An 18,304-nucleotide genomic window follows, 5' to 3' on the forward strand; every position below is an offset into this window, starting at 1 on the left:
TCTCCCTTTTTCTCTTTCTCATTCAACAGTATAAACTTTGATTAAAGGATTTTCCACCCGAACAACCAATTTTATGGATTTTCGCGAACGTTGACCATCCGCTTGAGCGGATGATACTATTATATCAATCTTCCACAAAAGGAGAATGTTGACATGAATTCCATTTATATCATCCATGAAAATGAGGAATGGACAAGACATCTGACAAAACGGCTCGAAGAATTGGAGCTTCCCTATAAGGAATGGCATATGCGCGACGGAATCGTAGACCTTACGAGTGAGCCGCCTGAGGGAATTTTTTATAATCGCATGAGTGCCTCCTCCCATACACGGGGCCATCGATATGCTCCAGAGCTTGCAGCCGGTGTGCTGGATTGGCTTGAGCAGCATGGCCGTAAAGTATTCAACGGGCCAAAAGCTCTTTCATTCGAAATTAGTAAGATCAAACAATATACCGCTCTCACAAAAGCAGGCATCAAAACACCGGCGACGATAGCCGCAACAGGCAAGGCAAACATTATCGAAGCTGCCAAAAAGCTTGGCAAGAAACCGTTCATTACAAAGCATAACCGAGCTGGAAAAGGGCTTGGGGTCCAATTATTTCAATCAATCGAAGCACTGGAAGCTTATGTGAACAGCTCTGCTTTCGAAGAACCTATTGATGGGATTACGCTCATTCAAGAATATATACAATCTCCAGACTCCGCTATAACAAGGGCTGAATTTATTGGCGGCAGATTTCTCTATGCTGTCAATGTGGATACATCATCCGGCTTTGAGCTATGTCCGGCCGATGCATGCCAAATCAATGATCTTTTCTGCCCGACAGGTGAGCCTGTTGAAGAAAAACCTCAATTTGTCATCCTAGAAGATTTTCATGACCCAATCATTGAACAATATGAAAACTTCCTGCGTGATGCACAGATTGATGTTGCGGGTATTGAATTTATCAAGGATGAAGCTGGCACTATCTATACGTACGATATAAATACGAATACGAATTATAATTCAGACGCAGAGAGTCGTGCCGGTAAGTATGGCATGCTCGAGTTAGCTAAATTCCTTGGCTCAAAACTAGGATAATAGAATAAAGCCCAATCAATGATTGCCATTTATTCATTGATTGGGCTTTTCACATGTCTAATATAATCTTTTCCGATATCCTTCATTTAAGCTAGTTTCTATTTCTGTCTGTGTTGTTATTTTTGCATGAGCGGCGAGAATTTCGGCAGCTCTTGGTAATTCTTGATCAAGGAGCCAAGCGGCCGGATTCCAAAGATTCGAACGAATCATTGCCTTTCCGCAATGGAGGAAGCATTCCTCAACTTCAACCCCGATTCCAGCCAAAGGAATGGTATTGGATACAGCGAGCGGTGCAAGTAATTCCTCATCCGTGACGATTGACGCTTTTCCATTTACCCTTAGTGTCTCCCTCAAGCCAGGAATCAGAAAAATCAAGCCTACATGCGGGTTCTCGAGTATATTATAGAGCGAATCGATTCGTTTATTCCCTCTTCTTTCAGGAATCAGTAAATGCTTTTGATTAAGTATAGATACAAAACCAGGTTGATCACCGCGTGGTGAGACATCACAGCTTCCTGACTTGTCCGCCGTGGCTAATAGCAGCAGCGGAGATTTAGCGATAAAATCCTCGCAATGCCTATCCAAGCTGTCAATTACCTTATGTACAGCAAGATTGCTCGGTGTGCCAACAAGCTCCTGTAGCGCTTCCCTCGTATGGATGGTTCGATTAAACATGGATTCCCCCTTGAATATTTCTGCGGAACTTTTGACTATGTATATTCCTCACAAGTAAATGATGAGCGCAGAAAGAAGGCAAACCGCCAAGCTTGGCAGAGCTATGAGCAGATAGCTATTTGACCATGTAGACTTTAGATGCGCCATTTTGCCAAAGTCATCGGCTAGCTCCTTGGAAGGCTCTGAACCGACCATCAGCAAAGCGATAAGCAAGCTCATTCCGCCTGTGATACCTGTCAAGACCGGCAATAGCTGTACATCACGGTATAGAGCGAATATGAAAATATCAATACAAGCGATGATGACTCCATAGATTAGAAATTTCTTCATGATTATCCCTACTCTCTCAATCTTTTCGCGTGCCCCCTCTACTTCCGGTGAAACCTACTTCCTTATTAGTATTCTAACATTCTTCGGACAAGTAATCGCTTATCGCGTTTGCAACTGCTTGGAAATAGTCTTCAGCATGGGGAACAAAGTCAGCCTTCGTTAAACTTTGTTTATGACTTACTTTTTTCCCGCCTTTATCAACTATGAATCCTTCTGCTGTCATTTGGCTGCATTTACCAGTGTAAAAACTGATCAAATCCTTCACGCTCACTTTTACGATTCCCTCTACTTCTTCTGGCTGCAGAATAAAGGACTCCATCGGTTTCTCACACTCATATAGATAGACATGGCTGAACTCCTTATCTATCATCCTATCTATCTCTATGATATTTTGAAACGTTCCTAAATAGGTAAGCTCGTCATATTTCACGGCTATCCCAACTTCCTCTTCAATCTCCCGTACCCCTTCTCGCACTGTTTCTTGTTCCATTAAGTGGCCTGCGACCGTCATATCAAACAGATTAGGGAAATCCTTTTTGAGGTGACTGCGTTTCTGCAAATAAATGGACCGATTCCGTTGATTGCCATCGATGAAGTATACTTGGAAAGTCTCGTGCCAATAACCTTTTTCATGCGCTTCCTTACGTGTTGACGTACCTATTTGTGACCCGTGTTCATCAAATATCTTTAAAACTTCCATATTCATCGCCTCATACCTTTTACTATTATTATATTCATGGAAGCGCTTAGGAATCCATATACGATACGATTTTTCTAATCCATTCCATCCCGAAAATTCGGCCATTTATACCCTTGAGCCTCCTATCAAACTGAATCCTTTTTTAAATTTTGCATGCGCAGCAGTTTATGAAGCAAGAAGAAGGGAAAAGTCTATTAATTGCTTAGAAAAGGGGATGAAGAAATGGAACCATTATATACAGCCGTTGTTTCAGCAACGGGCGGAAGAGAAGGGCATGTCAAATCTGAGGACGGAATCATTGACTTAGATGTACGGCAGCCGAAAGCCTTGGGAGGTTCTGGGGAGGAAGCAGCGAATCCAGAGTTGTTTTTCGCTTCCGGCTTTGCTGCTTGCTATGACGGTGCTCTTAATCTTGTATTGCGCAAAAACCGGATCAAGGCTGATACAAGCGTGACTGCTAATGTAACAATCGGTAAGGATGAGGCAGATAATGGATTAAAGCTTGCCGTTCGACTTGATGTATCTATTCCCGATTTATCAAAAGAGGATGTTGAAAAGTATGCGAAGGAAGCCCATCAGGTTTGCCCTTACTCCAAAGCAACACGAGGAAATATTGATGTAACAATCATTCCTGTGTGATAGATATCCCTATCAGGACAAAAGCGGTGTACAGTATAACTGTACACCGCTTTCTGATTAATTCATGTTAATCCATACACTCTTCACTTCTGTATAGTTATCAAGCGCGTAGCTTCCCATTTCACGACCAAGACCTGATTGTTTATATCCGCCAAATGGTGAACCCGCATCAAAGGTATTGTACGTATTGACCCAAACAGTTCCTGCTTTCAGCTTATGCGCAATATAATGGGCTTTCTTGATATCTTGCGTCCAGACACCTGCCGCAAGACCGTACATGGAGTCATTAGCCTTTTCGACTAAATCATCAATATCATCAAACGGCATGGCCGAAACAACCGGGCCAAAGATTTCTTCCTTAGCGATTGTCATGCTGTGGTTAACATCCGCAAAGATCGTCGGCGAGACAAAATAGCCTTTCTCAAACGGGATATCCCCGCCAGTCAGCACCTCTGCCCCCTCTTCAATCCCCTTATCAATATACCCTTTAACACGGGATTGCTGAGTGGAGGAAATAAGCGGTCCCATTGTCGTGCCCTCTTCCAAGCCATTTCCCTGTTTAATCTTCTTCGTATTAGAGACAAGGTCAGCGACTACATTATCATATAAATTCTTCTGCACATAAAGACGGCTGCCCGCACAGCAAACCTGTCCTTGGTTGAACATAATTCCCATCAAGGCGCCTGGTACAGCCTTCGTCAAATCAGCATCAGGCAAAATGATGTTCGGGGATTTCCCGCCAAGCTCGAGCGTAATCCTTTTTAACGTATCAGCAGCCGAGCGCATGATAGATTTCCCAACCTTTGTCGAGCCAGTGAAGGCGACCTTATCGACATCAGGATGGTCAACAAGCGGCTGCCCAGCCGTTTGCCCATAACCTGGGACGATATTAACTACCCCGTCCGGGAATCCGGCTTCCTGAATTAATTCAGCTAAATAGAGAGCCGAAAGCGGTGTGTTCTCCGCTGGTTTTAAGACTACCGTACAGCCAGTCGCAAGAGCAGCGCCAAGCTTCCAGGCTGCCATAAGGAGCGGGAAGTTCCAAGGAATAATCTGTCCGACGACCCCTACCGGCTCATGCCTTGTATAATTAAAATAATTCCCCTGAACAGGAATAGTTTGTCCGACTATTTTCGTTGCCCAGCCGGAGAAATAGCGGAAATGCTCTACTGCCAGAGGAACATCGGCATTTGATGTTTCCGAATAAGGCTTCCCGTTATCTAAAGTTTCAAGCTGAGCCAGCTCCACTTTATTCTCTTCCATTAAATCAGCTAACTTATAAATAAGCCGGCTTCTTTGTGCAGCGCTCATCCTGCTCCACGGCCCTTCATCAAATGCTTTCCGTGCAGCCTTTACAGCAAGATTGATATCCTCTTCCTCAGCTTCCGCGACTTTCGCGAGAACTTCTCCTGTTGCCGGATTCATGGTATCAAATGTCTTTCCTCCTGCTGCGTCAACGAACTTTCCATTGATATATAACTGTTTTGTGCCCTCTAGAAATTTTGCTAGCTTCGGGCTGATGTTGGGACTAAGTGTGGTTGCCATAACTATCCCTCCAAATTATATATTTTCGTTGGAAACGTTTTCATTATAAGACATATTTTTACTTTTATCAATTTGTTATCAGAATCTTTTTACCTATTCTAGCAGGACATTATGATACTATTTCTTTCTTCTGTCATACTTGTCTTAAAACCTCTTAATTCAGGGTAAATATACCTTACTAACCTCCCCAGACCATTTTTCTTACATAATTAACAATTTCATGACAAGAAAGAGGATATGGTTGCCATCAGCGAGAATATTGAAGAATTAGCAGAAATCAAAATTCATTCCAGGAGGCAAATGATGGAGAATACCCTTCTTGATGACTTTGAACAGTTTTTTGTCGAATTCCAGCGGGTTTGGAACAGCTGTCATACAGAGGAAATGGTTGAACGACTCTCGCCTGATATTGCCGTCCGTTGGTCCATGGCTGATGGGACAGTATCCGATTGGGGCTATAAGGAAGCTTGCCTCGGCTGGGCAGAGGCGTTTGATGAATATTGCGGTCATGATCCGAAATGGACTTTTCATCCTTTAAAGACTGCTCTAGCTTCGGAAAATGAAGTCATCGCCATATTTTGGGTCACTTTTGAGATGGATGGAATTCCGAAGGATGTCGTCAAATTGTTTATCCAGCGTTTCAGAAAGGAAGAATCAGGCTGGAAGCTTCTCAGGGAATATTGTGAGAGTTTGAATCCCTCACTCGTGTCAATCAAATAAAGGACCAAAACGAAACGGGCGCTCCTTAATTGGGAGCACCCATTTCACCAAAAACTGACTCACACTTCTTATGCATGCAAGCAGCAACTCAATGCACTTGTTCCTGCTCGATAAATTGTTCAATTTTATTCAGTAAAATTAACAGAGCCGCTCTCGTTTCAAATTCTTCACGCGTTTTCGGAAGATCCATGGATTCAAACTTATGTCTTAACGCATGAAACTTTTCTAGCATTTGATTCGATTCCTTCAGATTGGCAGCGAACTCCTCTACCAAATCAGCAATCATATCATTTTGCTCGAAGGCAGTCGGCAGGTTTATGATAAGCGGAACCATCCGTTCGACAAGCTGAAACTGCTGCTGCCTTTTCGTAAAATGAGTAAGATAAAATGATTCCCGTTTAAAAAAGGAATTCTCCTCGCTCCTTCTCGCTAAATCGATTCCCGTCTCGAGCAGCTTTTTCGTTCGGATAATATATTCATCATTCCAAACCCGCTCCCTTTTCCGAATGAATCGGCTGAATTGCAGGAAAATCATCTCAAAATTATGATTGAGCTCTTGCGAAATTTTCTGCAATTCCCCCTCGACACTCGGCATATACAAATTAAACAGCAAAGCAACAAGAATGCCGATTAGCACAATGCATAATTGATTGATGAGAAGCTCCTGCGTAATCGAATAGGACATATATAGCTGCATCACAATCACAAATCCCGGGACAATCCCGTCCTGCAAGCCAAACTTCGCCATAAGAGGCACATATATAAACAAAAGCAGCCCTACTGCGACCGGTGTATAGGCGCATCCCTCAAAAATTAAAATAGCCAGTCCCATTCCAATTAAACAAGCAAGCAGCCGCCTCCAAGCAATCAAAATGCTTTTTCGTTGTGTACTCTGTACGCTCAAGAGAGTAATCACCGCTGCCGTGCTCGCATTCTGAAAGCCAATAAGCTGAGCGATGGATAAAGCGATCATGGCTCCTATCGCTGTTTTTACAGTCCTGCTTCCAATCGTAAACATATCGACAAACCCCTTCTTTCAATGAAACTATATATTGATTCAACACTATTCGGACGTTCCCTTATAGGTGATTGCCACAGATACCCACATTTCTTTTTCACAAATCATTATATTAAAATAAATCCATGAAATAAATGTCCTTAAGAAAGGAAAAATAAACTCGCGAGGTTTTGGGCAAGTTTTTGCTGAAATAATTAAATTTTCGCTATAATAGAATACATAAAGGAGATGAATGGACATAATGAACAGCAAATTAGTTGAACGATTTCTTACATACGTAAAGGTGGATACCCAATCAAATGAGGCGAGTATATCTTGCCCATCCACAGAAAAACAATTTAATCTGTTGAATTTGCTAAAGGACGAACTTGCCGCAATCGGCATGCAAGAGATAACCTTAGATGAAAATGGCTACTTATTTGCGACCCTGCCGGCGAATACGGATAAACCATTGCCGACAATCGGGTTTCTTGCACATGTTGATACAGCGACAGATTTCACTGGAGCGAATGTTAAACCGCAAATGATTGAGAATTATGATGGCGGTGACATTGTCCTGAATGAAGCACTCAACATCATCCTTTCACCAAAGGATTTTCCCGAGCTATCCGGATATAAGGGGCAAACTTTAATTACAACGGATGGCACCACTCTTCTTGGTGCAGATGATAAAGCGGGAATCGCCGAAATCATGACAGCGATGGATTACTTAATTCAACACCCAGAGATCAAGCATGGGAAAATCCGCGTTGCCTTCACGCCTGATGAGGAAATTGGCCGCGGACCGCATAAATTTGATGTGGAGCGCTTTAATGCTGATTTCGCCTATACATTGGATGGAGGCCCGCTTGGAGAGCTTGAGTTTGAAAGCTTTAACGCTGCCTCTGCCAAGCTAACGGTAAAAGGCACTAATGTCCACCCAGGGTCAGCAAAGAATAAGATGGTCAATTCCATGAAAATCGCCATGGACTTCCATGCTGAACTCCCAAAAGAAGAAGCTCCTGAATACACCGAAGGCTATGAAGGCTTCTATCATTTGCTTGCCATGAATGGTGATGTCGAACAGACCAATCTTTCCTATATTATTCGCGATCATGATCGTGACAAATTTGAGGCCAAGAAGTCAAATATGCTAAAGATTGCCGCAAAATATCAAGAGAAATATGGTCAGGAGAATATCATCCTTGAAGTTAATGACCAATATTATAATATGGGCGAGAAAATTGAGCCTGTTAAAGAAATTGTCGATGTCGCTCATCAAGCGATGGTTAACCTTGGAATCAAACCAATTGTAAAGCCAATTCGCGGCGGCACAGACGGGTCTCAGCTTTCCTTCATGGGACTTCCAACACCTAACATCTTTGCCGGTGGTGAGAACTTCCACGGCAAATTCGAGTATGTTTCTGTTCAAAGCATGGAAAAAGCATCCGAGGTCATCGTGGAGTTAGTCCAGTTATTTGAGCAGCGTTCTTAAAAGGCAAAAAGCGGAGAGGCCTCTATTGAAAAAGAGCCTCTCCGCTTTATTACTCAATGGTAAACTTCAGTAATTCCTTATAGTCAGTCTCTTCGCTCCCTGCTGTCAGCCATGCCTCCAAACGATAGTTCCCAGGGGCTAAATCCTTCAGTTGGATATCAAAGCTTAACCGTGCCCCCGCTTCTAAGTCCTGCTCAATGATTGCTTGGGTGAAGAACTTCCCTTCCGAACCGCGTTTAAGTATCTCGCCTGCTTCATTCCTTAGAATATAATCGAATTTCTGACCGCTGTTGAACGTCAAATGAATGGATTTGTCTGTTTGGTTCTCGACGGTGTATTCAAAGTTGTACGTATTGTCTTCCCGTTTTGTTTCAACCAAGCTCGGCTTTAATCTACCCTCTGTTACACCCTTTTTATCAGGCTGAACATTCACAGGTTCTCCCCCATTTCCTTCAATTGCTTTATTGCTATTGTTTTGACCATTCCCGCATGCAGCCAAGACAAAGAGGCACAAGAATGACATCATCACTTTTTTCATGTCCCTTCCCCTTTCTCTAGTATTGTCTCTTTCTGTAGTTCAACAAAACCTAAGCCAATCCCTTCTTTACGATTCTTTCTTAATCCTTAAGGATTGACAGCCTGCCATTTGCTCCAGTATGGGCCCTCTTCCCTTCATCTACCATACTTCTTCTTCTCGCTCGCTTTTCACTTTCCATACCCGATAACAGCAATGAAAAAACAATACCTAGCGCAATAAAAAACCACCAAGCTTCAAAAGCCTGATGGTAAAGGTATCAATAGATTTATAAGTTCTGTGCAGGATTCGGGCATCTCCATTTCTCTAAAGCCGTCTGCAGCACGGACGCCAAGAAAAGCGTTTCACCTGTGCTTAGTAAAATTGTATTGAGAGGATTCTTCATATCAATAGACTCTGGATCTAGCCTTCCCTCTTTTTCTAGCTTCAGTTGAAGGATTGCAGACTCTGCTTGACTTTTAGTGAAGCGAATCATCTTATTCCCCCAAGAAGGCTCATCCTTTGCAAATAAAACAGAGTTTTCTTCGATGATTGCCGCAAACACGTTTCCATTATTGCTTTGATACAAATATGGTGCATTAGTGAAGAAATCCGCAGGTGTATCTTCCAATTGTGCATACTCTTCCTGTAAGGCCAAAATTTCTTTTTCCACTTCTTCTCTGATGCCACTAACCATTCTCTCCAACTCCTTTTCCTCTCATTACCAAGATTATATACCGTTTTTTAGCAGGTGTCTTTGAAGATTTAGAGATTGATAAAAAGTAATTCTATTTAAAATTTTCACTAAATTTACACATCTAATAATCCATCCTTCTCATTTACAATTTAAGAAAGAATTGCTATGCTGACGGAACTTGCAACATTTATTTCCATATTTAAACAAAGGAGCGAAGAATCATGAACCCTAATCAGCAAGCTTATAATGATATCCTCCAACGAATAAGAGCAATGGAGAAGCAGCTTCAAGCCGATATTGCCTATTTCATGCAAAATCTTACTAAAGATGCGCCCATTTATGCAGCACAGCACAAAAAACTAATGCCCGCTTCCCTTTCAGATATGTTTGAACAGACGACTAAGACTTTTAAGGCAACTGCTCGGGATACTCAAGATGTCTATTATGATGAAACACCGGATAATCAGCTAAAGACGGCTTATTATCAAAACATCTCATTTGATGCAACCAATGATGAATTATTGGGCAATATCAAGCACTTAGTTGCCAATACTCACAAGAATCAGCTCCCATATTCGCAGAGTAAAAAGGAACTTCATTCACGCGTCGATCTGCATGAAGATGGAAAAGCGAGAAGCATTTATTCAGGCAAGAGCCTAGAAAGAGATTATCTGATAGCACAGGACTTGTTCTATGAAGCAGCTGTCCGAAAGGAACTAACCAAGTATGATACCTTAAGGGCTGTGAATGCACAGACGATGACACCCCTCGATTCCATTTTAGCTGCGCTCAGCTTAAATGTTGAACATGTCATCCCCCAGTCTTGGTTTGATAAAGCAAGTCCGATGGTTGGAGACTTGCATCATTTGTTCACATGCGAGATGAACTGCAACTCATTCCGGAGCAATATTCCCTATTACGATTTCGAAGACTATAATCCAAGTGCAGCAAAGGAAATGATCCGCAATGATTGCGGAAAGCGTGATGGGGAGGAAAGGTTTGAGCCGCAGAATGGCAAGGGAGCTGTCGCGCGGGCAACAATGTATTTCCTGATCAGGTATCCAGATAAGCTACCAAAAGAGCGGATTCGATTGATTGATATGGCGATGCTTTACAAATGGCATCAAGAGAATCCTGTTACCGTTTATGAAAAACGCCGCAATTGGCTCATCCATCAGCTACAAGGAAATCGAAACCCGTTCATTGATTATCCTGATACAGCCAATATACTGCTATGAACAGGAACGAGGCAGGCAGTGTTCTTTCCATCGGAATACAGGAGGTGGTTCAAATTGTATTGGCTTATAGGGCTATTTGACAAGGACACGGAGAGCATGATAGGAAACATACGAAATGATTTGCATGATAAATTCAATGCAGTTCCGTGCGGCAGACCTCATTTGAGCTTAGCCGGTTACCGTGAGCTTGATTTGGAGACATATATTACCATGATGGACCATTACTTGTCCTCTCTCCCCTGCCTGCCACTCAATTTTCAATCAATCGGCGTTTTCATGGAATACCCTGCCTGTTTTCTAACTCCCGTCATGACAAAAGAGCTCATGCAATTTCACATAGACTATTATGAGCATTTCAAACGGTTCCGCTTTGCCGCAAACGAGCTTTACTTGCCTGACAGCTGGGTGCCCCATTGCACGATGATCAGCCAAATGCCAAAAGACCAGATGATTGAAGAACTGTCTGCTTGCTTACATTTATTCAAACCCTTTTCAGCTAAAATCGTTGAAGTAGCATTAGTGCAAGATGGAGGACCGCTGGTTCACTCCGTATCCTTAAAAAAGACATAATTCCGAGGAATATTTTTTCAACCAAAAGGATGATGAATGTCCCATATGAAATTTCCTGAAATAGAAATGCTCATTTCCGCCCCTCCTTGAATAGGATAATAGGGAAGGGAGTGATTTTCGGGTGCGCAGAGAAACAGATAGATATGATGGACTGCATTTCTTAGTTATATTAGTGATTGCTTTACTTCAATTAATGCTTGGTTTCCCGGAATGGATGTTTGTGATTGCCAGTTGCTTATATGCCGTATTGGCTATTCTATACATTGAATCCTTTTCTAAATATGCCGTACTTAAATTTACGATATTACTAGCCATTATCTTTTCCTTGCGTTTATACATTGCACTGTATTCATAAGGCTCATGAGCTGGAATGAATGAAAAAAGCCGCAGAACGTATCTGCAGCTTTTTTTATTTAGCAGGGTTTTAGAAAATGTTTGGCTTTCACCTGGAATAGGCAGCCATTGAAAATCAGTTCCCTTCATCACTAGCGAGGATAATGGCAATTTCATCCTCAATATCCTTCAGTCCATCTTCATCGATTGCATTATTAATGATGATTGAAAAGGTATATTTATTGCCGGTATCGCCCTTTACATAGCCAGAAAGAGAGCTTACGGTCGAGATAGAGCCTGTCTTGGCAATAATCTTCCCTTCAGCCGGTGTTCCTCTCATTCGATTGCGCAGTGTGCCGCCGACAGTACGGTCGCTGATTCCTGCAACGGGTAAGGAATCATAATAGGTGGTATACCAAGGCTTACTCTGAGCCTGATAAAGCAGGTTGCTCAAGCTATTTGGGGTAATAAGACTCACATGAGAAACACCCGAGCCATCCCTCATGAGGATATCCCGCTCTTTCAAGCCTAGGTATTCATAATGATCTTGAATAACGGCAAGCCCCTCTTCCCAGCTTCCCTCCTTACCTGCCACACGTCCTGCTTCTTTCACTAAGACTTCTGATATGGTGTTATTGCTCAGCTTCAAATAAGGCTTCATGATTTCTTTCAATTGCGGTGATTGGTCCGCAGCAAGCATGATGGCACCAGGCTTCAGCTTTCCGTTTACCGCTTTGCCTGTTACCGTGATGCCTGATTTTGCGAGGGAGCGCTTAAATATATCAAGTGTGTAGCCGGATGGATTTTCTACAGCCATCCATGATTTCGAGGCCGAAGCGTTTTTTGGGATGCTGCCCGTAATATAAAGCTGGTTTGTTCCATGCTTGCGCGTGATTTTGATGGTTTTTTTACTGTCGGTATTACCCGTCTCTGCCTTATTATAAATCTTGACATAGCTGGTCTGTGGGGAAACCGTGATGGTTGGAGCTTTTCCTTCTTTTGCGGCGGGTGTGACTTGCACGATGACTGTGCCGGCGTCATAATCCGTATCAGGGGAAAGGGTCAGTCCGGAGATTTGCGCCCCATAGTATTCCTGCTCATCGCTCCAAGGCAAATCCAGCGAAAGTCTGGTATCGTCATACCAGGTATCATCAGCAATAAGATTTCCTTTGATTCTGCGGATTCCCTTTTTCTTCAATTGGTCGCTGATTCTGTCTAAATCATCGACGGTAAGCGTCGGATCACCATAACCTTTGAGATAGAGATTCCCCGTTAGGACCCCATTTCGCGCCCTTTTATCTGCATACACCTCTGTTTTAAAGCGATAATTATCCCCGAGCAGCTTTAATGCGGTCGCCCCTGTCACAAGCTTCATGCTAGAAGCGGGTCTCAGTCGTGTATCCCCATTCTTCTCGTAGATGATTTCTCCTGTCGTGGCATTACGGATACTGATTCCTGTTATGCTTCCTTTCAACTCTTCATGTTTAAGGACATTCGTGATTTTGGCATTTAGCCCATCTTCCGGCCCAGCCTGATACTCAGAGTACCAGCTAAGAGGTATGATACATAAAACCAATACCATGAACAGCGCTGTCATCGATTTCTTGCTTTTCGGCATCTTCTCATCTCCCCCGCTCTTTTATATCCATATTTTTACACAAAGGAAGCGCTATGAGTAGGGTATATGGACGTGATTAATCTATATATTCTATATCAATAAACCCTTAAATATTTCTACCTAAATTCCATATACTATTCCTTACTTGCATAGATGAAGGGATGTTATATAGAGATGGGCAAAAAACTTCTTCTTTTATGGTTCGTACTCAACTTCATTCTCATTCATGGACCAAATGTAGAGGCTTTAACGAGAACCAGAGAAGAATATGAAAAAGCCGGCGAAGTCGTATGGGAAAGGAATACGACCGAAAAGCTCGTCGCCATTACATTTGATGATGGCCCTCATGGAGTATTTACGCCAAAAATACTTGATTTGCTAGCTAAATACGACGCGAAGGCAACCTTCTTTGTCACAGGGAAAAATGCATTATTGTACCCTGAGATAATAAAAAGACAGGATTCAGAGGGACATGAAATTGGCAACCATACCTTCCATCACATAAGCAGCAAACATATGAACTCATCTCAATTATCCATGGAATTGGATAAGACAAATGAAGCCATTGAAAAGATCATTGGCAAGAAGCCGACTCTTTATCGTCCTGTAGAGGGAGTATATAATGACATAATCATTCATACTGCGCGCAAAAAAGGATTTATGGTCATTATGTGGTCTTGGGACCAGGATGCTCTTGATTGGCTAAATCCCCAGTCATCCAAAATCGTCCAGCATGTCAAAAAGGGACTAAGCCCAGGCGATATCATCATTTTGCACGATTGGAATAATAGTTCTAGTTCTTCAACTGTCAAAGCAATGGAGCCTATTTTAGAATTACTGACAGAAAACGGGTATAAATGTGTGACCATCTCAGAATTACTGTATCGGACAAACAGGCCATTGCCACCCCTGCTCGATCCCATACCAGCTTTACCACTAAATCAGTAAGAGGGCAGATACTTTTGCCTCCGTTTTATTATCCTTCAATATAAAAGAGAACAGATAAAGCTCTGTTCTCTTAGTGATGTTGATATATATAATGACGAAATTAGAGGGGCATTCCTTGCATGTAAGTACATTGTATTTCTTTGCTTTTTTAAGTTGCACCTAAAAAATGATTTTCTCAAGAAACATACACGCATAAAAGATCAACGCTACCCCTCCTACTGAAAGAACACCGATGCAAATTGCATAAAAAATTTCACGTAAAAATCCTTTCATATGAATGACCTCTTCTCATTGAACAATACATTTTCCATTATAATGATAAAAATTTATCAAACCATAAACATTATAATCCCATGCTTGCTCTCTTGCCATCTTTATTGCAATAAGATGACATTTTTCCTATTCATTTGCTTTAAGGCAGATGTATTATACAAATATGGATATTGACTATCATGTTGCCCGCATAAAAAAGTAGTATTAGCCCACTAACTCCATCCATTTCATCACATATACTCTTTTCTCACACCCTGAGCTAATGGCAATTTTTCTATTTACGTCTCAACATGGCATACCATTTCAAAAAAATTGGATGGATGCTGAATGGAAGTATTAAGAAAATTCTTATAGAGGGAGGTATCATCCCATGCAAATCATACATGGAAAAACAAAAAATGAATGGCTAAAGGAAGTTCCTGTCTTACAGGAAGTATTGGAACGAAAAGAAAGCTATTGGATTCATTCGAAGGATTCAGCTTTTAATGCAGACAATGCCAACATCCTTCCAGCAAAAAAGCGATTAATGCGATTCGCCCCCTATTTTGCGCATAAATTCCCAGAGACAAATAAGAACAATGGAATGATTGAATCGCCCTTGATAAGGGTACATCAAATGCAAGCTCATCTTGAGCAGGATGAAGGCATCAGCATTCCGGGCCGTCTTTTTCTCAAATGTGACCATGCCCTGCCAGTATCCGGTTCTGTTAAAGCGAGAGGCGGTATTTATGAAGTAGTAAAACACGCAGAGGCATTAGCCATCCAATCCGGCCTATTAACTATACATGATGATTACCGCAAAATTGATTCACCTCTCTTCCGCTCTTTCTATTCCAAGTACACCATTGCCGTAGGTTCAACAGGAAACCTTGGTTTAAGCATTGGACTAATAGGCAGGACATTAGGATTCCATGTTGATGTGCATATGTCTGCTGAAGCAAAACAATGGAAGAAAGACCTGCTGAGAAAAAAGGGAGTAAATGTCATTGAGCATCCATCCGATTATAGCGAAGCAGTTAAGCTAGGCAGGCTAACAGCGGCCAATTCAGCGCATTGCCACTTTATAGATGACGAGAAATCAACCGATCTCTTTTTTGGCTATGCAACTGCCGCCAGCCGGCTTAAAAAACAGCTCCTAGAAAAACAGATTCTAATAGATGAAAGCAATCCTCTTTATGTTTATCTGCCATGCGGTGTCGGAGGAGCTCCCGGCGGTATTGCCTATGGCCTAAAACAAGCCTTCGGAAGACATGTCCATATTATCTTTGCTGAGCCGATTGAATCACCTTGCTTCATGCTTGGAATGGCTACGCAATTATACAGCCGTGTTTCCGTTCAGGATTTCGGACTCTCAAACCGTACGGCTGCAGACGGTCTAGCTGTTGGGAGACCTTCTGAGTTATCAAGCATGTATATGGCTGGGTGCCTGGATGCATGCTATACCATCTCAGATAATCGCCTTTATCGTTACCTTGCTGATCTCATTGATACTGAAGGAATTTATGCAGAGCCATCCGCTCAAGCAGGATTTTACGGCCCTATCCTCACATCGTTAAACAACCATGTTCCCGAAACAGCCACCCATATAGTCTGGTCCACCGGCGGAAATATGGTTCCACCCGATATCAGGGAGGATGATTATTCCAGAGGGAAACAGGAGCGAATGAATATCCAGAAAAATTAAAGTAAGGGATATAAAAGCTCAATTGTTTAAATTCACCAAAAAATAGCTTATGATAGATTTCATAAAGGAGGATAGAAGATAAATGAAGAAGAATACATATCAATTGATCTCAGATGAAATCATGGACACAGGACAGGTATCTCCTAAATTAGTCCGTACGCTGACTGCACCAATTGTTGTTAAGATGTTTTATAACCTATTTGGCCCATCAGGCAATTATCTTCTATCAGAGAATGCATATATGGCCCTGCAAGGCGAGCTGGAGGAAACTGGCCATCCTCTCCCCGAATTGGGTGTACCATATTCCAGCTCCACACTAGTTCATCTTTTTTATGACATTATCGGCAGACATCTTACGTCTGATCAGAACTTTTCCAGCGATGAACCGAAAGACCGGGAAGCCATGATGCTAACTGTTGATGATTTGCTTGATTTACTTTTATTCGCCAAGGAAGATAATGATGAAATGTATGTACAAGACATTAAGGACCGTCTTTCTGCCCTATGCAAACCCATTGCTTGACCATCTATCGTTTCTCAAGTTAAACAACTTATATTATTTTAATATAATAATATTTTTCCTATTTTCGTTTATTATAGCCTATTTTCCGTCAGACATTTACTTCCATGAAAGTAAGATACTTACTATATTGTGACAATTACTGCTTAAAAGTTCATAAAATTATTATTCCGCTTTTTTTCATGCTACTATTATTGGAGAAAATGATTTCATTCACATTTTTGAATACAAGGGGGATTTAATATGAGGAGCAAGACAAAAGAGATTATTCTGGCAGAAATTCGAAATACCAACACAGTATATGAGAAACTACTGATTTCCTTAACCACTCCCGTATTGCTGACTGTATTTGAAAAATTATTTGGAGGCACAGCTGAATATACTCTTTCAGACAAATGTTTCGATATGATTGTGGAGGAATTGGAAATAGCGGATTTATTGCCAGAAACAACTGGGGAAGAAAAAATCACGGATGCGATGCTAGTCAGAACTTTTGTATCCTATCATCAAGGCAAAGAAAAGGCACAAGAAGAAGCCAAAAAAGCTGTTCGCGAGTTTGAACAAGGGGAAATTAATGAACGGGAGACTGAGCACTTAACGCTTGATGACCTGCTCGATCTTTTAAGTCTTGCAATCAAGGACAAGGACACAGCCTATGCCAACGAAATCAAGAAACGACTCCTTCATATGAACCGCTCAAGAAGTCATGAAGAAAAATCCATTGAGGCCTCTTAAAATTGCAGAGGGCTTTTATCGTAAGCGAGAAGAAATACTCTTATTTCTTCCGCTTATTTTTGTTTAATCCCCCCTCCTACCAGCCACGATTTCACTTGTATTTTGTGACTCACCCTTCTAAACCCGCCCGCAAATATTCTCTCTTAAATCGACTAAATACCTGCAAACGTTTAAACTTGCAGCATATCCTATCCCTGGCAATGCCTGCACAGGAGCACAAGGATTAAGTTACCTGATCTGCAATGTCCCTTATTTCTTTTGGGAATGCTAAAGGAAATTGACGAAATCATAAGCTTTTGGGATACTGAGAAAGCTGACTATACATGAAATAAGGTGTGGAAAATGAAATTTCAAATTAGTTATTTGTCTTTTTTTGTCATTGAAACAGAAAATAAAGAGCAGCCAATTGCTAAACATTATCAAACGCTTGATACCGCTGAATATGAGGAAAGTGCCCTAAAGGACTTTCTTGATGGAGAGTTCAAGAAAATTGCCAAAAGGAAAGTTGAGCGTCATCCGAATTCCGACCAAGTGCCGACAAAGCTAGGCCACTTTATTATTGAGCCAGGCCATGAGCTCGATTCAAACCCCAATTATAATGCTTTTAACCGGACCCGCTATGCACAGAGCAAAGAAGAGTTTAAAAGCTGCAGCGAGGAGTTTGTTCATTCTTACCTGGAAACAAGTGCTGTCCGCGGAGGCGTCTTCCTTTTAGCTTCCGCTGTCCCAGAAAAGTTTTTTGAGCATCGTTTCCTATTTATTATGAAATGTGACTTCGAACCGAAGGTGGCCTCCATTTCTGATGAGAGAACCCTAATACGGAATGTAGAAATGGCCATCACGACAAAAAATATGAAATCTATTCTCTACCCTCATATGCCGGAGGAAGGTATGATTGAAGAAAGTGAGCTGAAAATTCACCAATCCTCTCATGCACGCTATTTCGAAGACTTCCTGAAATTCGTGGAGTACGGAGAATCCAAACAGGAA

20 protein-coding genes are annotated in these 18,304 nt (G+C 41.9%); 11 read left to right on the plus strand and 9 right to left on the minus strand.

Annotation, left to right across the window (positions count from 1 at the left end):
* Positions 1 to 153 precede the first annotated feature (153 nt).
* Positions 154 to 1,083, plus strand: coding sequence for an ATP-grasp domain-containing protein (locus CYL18_RS07410; RefSeq protein WP_104848857.1), 930 nt, complete (start codon positions 154 to 156; stop codon positions 1,081 to 1,083).
* A 57-nt stretch (positions 1,084 to 1,140) separates the two neighbouring features.
* On the opposite strand, the gene CYL18_RS07415 is transcribed toward CYL18_RS07410, so the two are convergent.
* The 3 genes from CYL18_RS07415 to CYL18_RS07425 all read right to left on the minus strand — a co-directional run bounded on the left by CYL18_RS07415 (position 1,141) and on the right by CYL18_RS07425 (position 2,893).
* Positions 1,141 to 1,758, minus strand: a complete 618-nt coding sequence (locus CYL18_RS07415; protein ID WP_104848858.1) for a pyridoxamine 5'-phosphate oxidase family protein — start codon at positions 1,756 to 1,758, stop codon at positions 1,141 to 1,143.
* Between the two features lie 48 nt (positions 1,759 to 1,806).
* Entirely contained in the window at positions 1,807 to 2,088 is a 282-nt protein-coding gene (locus tag CYL18_RS07420) for a hypothetical protein (RefSeq protein WP_104848859.1), read from the minus strand.
* Between the two features lie 73 nt (positions 2,089 to 2,161).
* Positions 2,162 to 2,893, minus strand: coding sequence for an NUDIX hydrolase (locus CYL18_RS07425; protein ID WP_104848860.1), 732 nt, complete (start codon positions 2,891 to 2,893; stop codon positions 2,162 to 2,164).
* Between the two features lie 117 nt (positions 2,894 to 3,010).
* Between CYL18_RS07425 and CYL18_RS07430 the strand changes: the two genes are divergently transcribed.
* Entirely contained in the window at positions 3,011 to 3,427 is a 417-nt protein-coding gene (locus CYL18_RS07430) for an organic hydroperoxide resistance protein (RefSeq protein WP_104848861.1), read from the plus strand.
* Between the two features lie 57 nt (positions 3,428 to 3,484).
* On the opposite strand, the gene CYL18_RS07435 is transcribed toward CYL18_RS07430, so the two are convergent.
* Positions 3,485 to 4,972 (minus strand): aldehyde dehydrogenase family protein, encoded by a 1,488-nt coding sequence (locus CYL18_RS07435; protein WP_104848862.1) that lies wholly within the window; start codon positions 4,970 to 4,972, stop codon positions 3,485 to 3,487.
* 300 nt (positions 4,973 to 5,272) lie between these two features.
* Between CYL18_RS07435 and CYL18_RS07440 the strand changes: the two genes are divergently transcribed.
* Positions 5,273 to 5,692: a hypothetical protein gene (locus CYL18_RS07440; RefSeq protein ID WP_146102827.1), complete on the plus strand. Its 420-nt coding sequence runs from the start codon at positions 5,273 to 5,275 to the stop codon at positions 5,690 to 5,692.
* An 88-nt stretch (positions 5,693 to 5,780) separates the two neighbouring features.
* On the opposite strand, the gene CYL18_RS07445 is transcribed toward CYL18_RS07440, so the two are convergent.
* Positions 5,781 to 6,710: an aromatic acid exporter family protein gene (locus CYL18_RS07445; protein ID WP_104848864.1), complete on the minus strand. Its 930-nt coding sequence runs from the start codon at positions 6,708 to 6,710 to the stop codon at positions 5,781 to 5,783.
* Positions 6,711 to 6,951: 241 nt separating this feature from the next.
* On the opposite strand from CYL18_RS07445, the gene pepT reads away from it, so the two are divergent.
* On the plus strand, positions 6,952 to 8,184 hold the full coding sequence (gene pepT, locus CYL18_RS07450) for a peptidase T (RefSeq protein ID WP_104848865.1): 1,233 nt from the start codon (positions 6,952 to 6,954) through the stop codon (positions 8,182 to 8,184).
* Positions 8,185 to 8,233: 49 nt separating this feature from the next.
* Here the strand turns inward: pepT and CYL18_RS07455 are convergent, their stop codons facing one another.
* Positions 8,234 to 8,722, minus strand: a complete 489-nt coding sequence (locus CYL18_RS07455; protein ID WP_104848866.1) for a BsuPI-related putative proteinase inhibitor — start codon at positions 8,720 to 8,722, stop codon at positions 8,234 to 8,236.
* A gap of 265 nt (positions 8,723 to 8,987) precedes the next feature.
* Positions 8,988 to 9,395 (minus strand): hypothetical protein, encoded by a 408-nt coding sequence (locus tag CYL18_RS07460; RefSeq protein ID WP_104848867.1) that lies wholly within the window; start codon positions 9,393 to 9,395, stop codon positions 8,988 to 8,990.
* A 221-nt stretch (positions 9,396 to 9,616) separates the two neighbouring features.
* Between CYL18_RS07460 and CYL18_RS07465 the strand changes: the two genes are divergently transcribed.
* Positions 9,617 to 10,633 carry an endonuclease I family protein gene (locus CYL18_RS07465; RefSeq protein ID WP_104848868.1) on the plus strand — a complete coding sequence of 339 codons (1,017 nt, stop codon included), beginning with the start codon at positions 9,617 to 9,619 and terminating at the stop codon, positions 10,631 to 10,633.
* Between the two features lie 54 nt (positions 10,634 to 10,687).
* Complete coding sequence (locus CYL18_RS07470) at positions 10,688 to 11,203, plus strand: 2'-5' RNA ligase family protein (protein WP_104848869.1); 516 nt, start codon at positions 10,688 to 10,690, stop codon at positions 11,201 to 11,203.
* 186 nt (positions 11,204 to 11,389) lie between these two features.
* On the opposite strand, the gene CYL18_RS07475 is transcribed toward CYL18_RS07470, so the two are convergent.
* Together CYL18_RS07475 and dacB are read right to left on the minus strand one after the other, a co-directional pair.
* Entirely contained in the window at positions 11,390 to 11,713 is a 324-nt protein-coding gene (locus CYL18_RS07475) for a hypothetical protein (RefSeq protein WP_146102828.1), read from the minus strand.
* Complete coding sequence (gene dacB / locus CYL18_RS07480; RefSeq protein WP_104848871.1) at positions 11,673 to 13,154, minus strand: D-alanyl-D-alanine carboxypeptidase/D-alanyl-D-alanine endopeptidase; 1,482 nt, start codon at positions 13,152 to 13,154, stop codon at positions 11,673 to 11,675. Before dacB ends, CYL18_RS07475 begins: the two co-directional genes overlap by 41 nt.
* Positions 13,155 to 13,328: 174 nt before the next feature.
* Here dacB and CYL18_RS07485 point away from each other — a divergent pair, with 174 nt between their 5' ends.
* The 5 genes from CYL18_RS07485 to CYL18_RS07505 form a co-directional block, all read left to right on the plus strand.
* Positions 13,329 to 14,102: a polysaccharide deacetylase family protein gene (locus CYL18_RS07485; RefSeq protein WP_104848872.1), complete on the plus strand. Its 774-nt coding sequence runs from the start codon at positions 13,329 to 13,331 to the stop codon at positions 14,100 to 14,102.
* Positions 14,103 to 14,745: 643 nt separating this feature from the next.
* Positions 14,746 to 16,059, plus strand: coding sequence for a D-serine ammonia-lyase (locus CYL18_RS07490; RefSeq protein ID WP_104848873.1), 1,314 nt, complete (start codon positions 14,746 to 14,748; stop codon positions 16,057 to 16,059).
* Between the two features lie 82 nt (positions 16,060 to 16,141).
* Positions 16,142 to 16,582 (plus strand): hypothetical protein, encoded by a 441-nt coding sequence (locus CYL18_RS07495; protein WP_104848874.1) that lies wholly within the window; start codon positions 16,142 to 16,144, stop codon positions 16,580 to 16,582.
* A 240-nt stretch (positions 16,583 to 16,822) separates the two neighbouring features.
* Positions 16,823 to 17,314 (plus strand): hypothetical protein, encoded by a 492-nt coding sequence (locus tag CYL18_RS07500; protein WP_104848875.1) that lies wholly within the window; start codon positions 16,823 to 16,825, stop codon positions 17,312 to 17,314.
* 342 nt (positions 17,315 to 17,656) lie between these two features.
* The coding region (locus tag CYL18_RS07505; protein WP_146102833.1) for a DUF3900 domain-containing protein at positions 17,657 to 18,304 on the plus strand (648 nt) is incomplete at its 3' end.

It is taken from the genome of Pradoshia eiseniae (assembly GCF_002946355.1).
Classification (GTDB): domain Bacteria; phylum Bacillota; class Bacilli; order Bacillales; family Pradoshiaceae; genus Pradoshia; species Pradoshia eiseniae.

What these genes read in the sequence shown, in the direction of transcription:
- CYL18_RS07410 (WP_104848857.1), top strand. Translation starts at nt 154, where the DNA reads ATGAATTCCATTTATATCATCCATGAAAATGAGGAATGGACAAGACAT.
- CYL18_RS07415 (WP_104848858.1), bottom strand. Translation starts at nt 1,758, where the DNA reads ATGTTTAATCGAACCATCCATACGAGGGAAGCGCTACAGGAGCTTGTT.
- CYL18_RS07420 (WP_104848859.1), bottom strand. Translation starts at nt 2,088, where the DNA reads ATGAAGAAATTTCTAATCTATGGAGTCATCATCGCTTGTATTGATATT.
- CYL18_RS07425 (WP_104848860.1), bottom strand. Translation starts at nt 2,893, where the DNA reads ATGGCCGAATTTTCGGGATGGAATGGATTAGAAAAATCGTATCGTATA.
- CYL18_RS07430 (WP_104848861.1), top strand. Translation starts at nt 3,011, where the DNA reads ATGGAACCATTATATACAGCCGTTGTTTCAGCAACGGGCGGAAGAGAA.
- CYL18_RS07435 (WP_104848862.1), bottom strand. Translation starts at nt 4,972, where the DNA reads ATGGCAACCACACTTAGTCCCAACATCAGCCCGAAGCTAGCAAAATTT.
- CYL18_RS07440 (WP_146102827.1), top strand. Translation starts at nt 5,273, where the DNA reads ATGATGGAGAATACCCTTCTTGATGACTTTGAACAGTTTTTTGTCGAA.
- CYL18_RS07445 (WP_104848864.1), bottom strand. Translation starts at nt 6,710, where the DNA reads ATGTTTACGATTGGAAGCAGGACTGTAAAAACAGCGATAGGAGCCATG.
- pepT (WP_104848865.1), top strand. Translation starts at nt 6,952, where the DNA reads ATGAACAGCAAATTAGTTGAACGATTTCTTACATACGTAAAGGTGGAT.
- CYL18_RS07455 (WP_104848866.1), bottom strand. Translation starts at nt 8,722, where the DNA reads ATGAAAAAAGTGATGATGTCATTCTTGTGCCTCTTTGTCTTGGCTGCA.
- CYL18_RS07460 (WP_104848867.1), bottom strand. Translation starts at nt 9,395, where the DNA reads ATGGTTAGTGGCATCAGAGAAGAAGTGGAAAAAGAAATTTTGGCCTTA.
- CYL18_RS07465 (WP_104848868.1), top strand. Translation starts at nt 9,617, where the DNA reads ATGAACCCTAATCAGCAAGCTTATAATGATATCCTCCAACGAATAAGA.
- CYL18_RS07475 (WP_146102828.1), bottom strand. Translation starts at nt 11,713, where the DNA reads ATGAAATTGCCATTATCCTCGCTAGTGATGAAGGGAACTGATTTTCAA.
- dacB (WP_104848871.1), bottom strand. Translation starts at nt 13,154, where the DNA reads ATGCCGAAAAGCAAGAAATCGATGACAGCGCTGTTCATGGTATTGGTT.
- CYL18_RS07485 (WP_104848872.1), top strand. Translation starts at nt 13,329, where the DNA reads ATGGGCAAAAAACTTCTTCTTTTATGGTTCGTACTCAACTTCATTCTC.
- CYL18_RS07490 (WP_104848873.1), top strand. Translation starts at nt 14,746, where the DNA reads ATGCAAATCATACATGGAAAAACAAAAAATGAATGGCTAAAGGAAGTT.
- CYL18_RS07495 (WP_104848874.1), top strand. Translation starts at nt 16,142, where the DNA reads ATGAAGAAGAATACATATCAATTGATCTCAGATGAAATCATGGACACA.
- CYL18_RS07500 (WP_104848875.1), top strand. Translation starts at nt 16,823, where the DNA reads ATGAGGAGCAAGACAAAAGAGATTATTCTGGCAGAAATTCGAAATACC.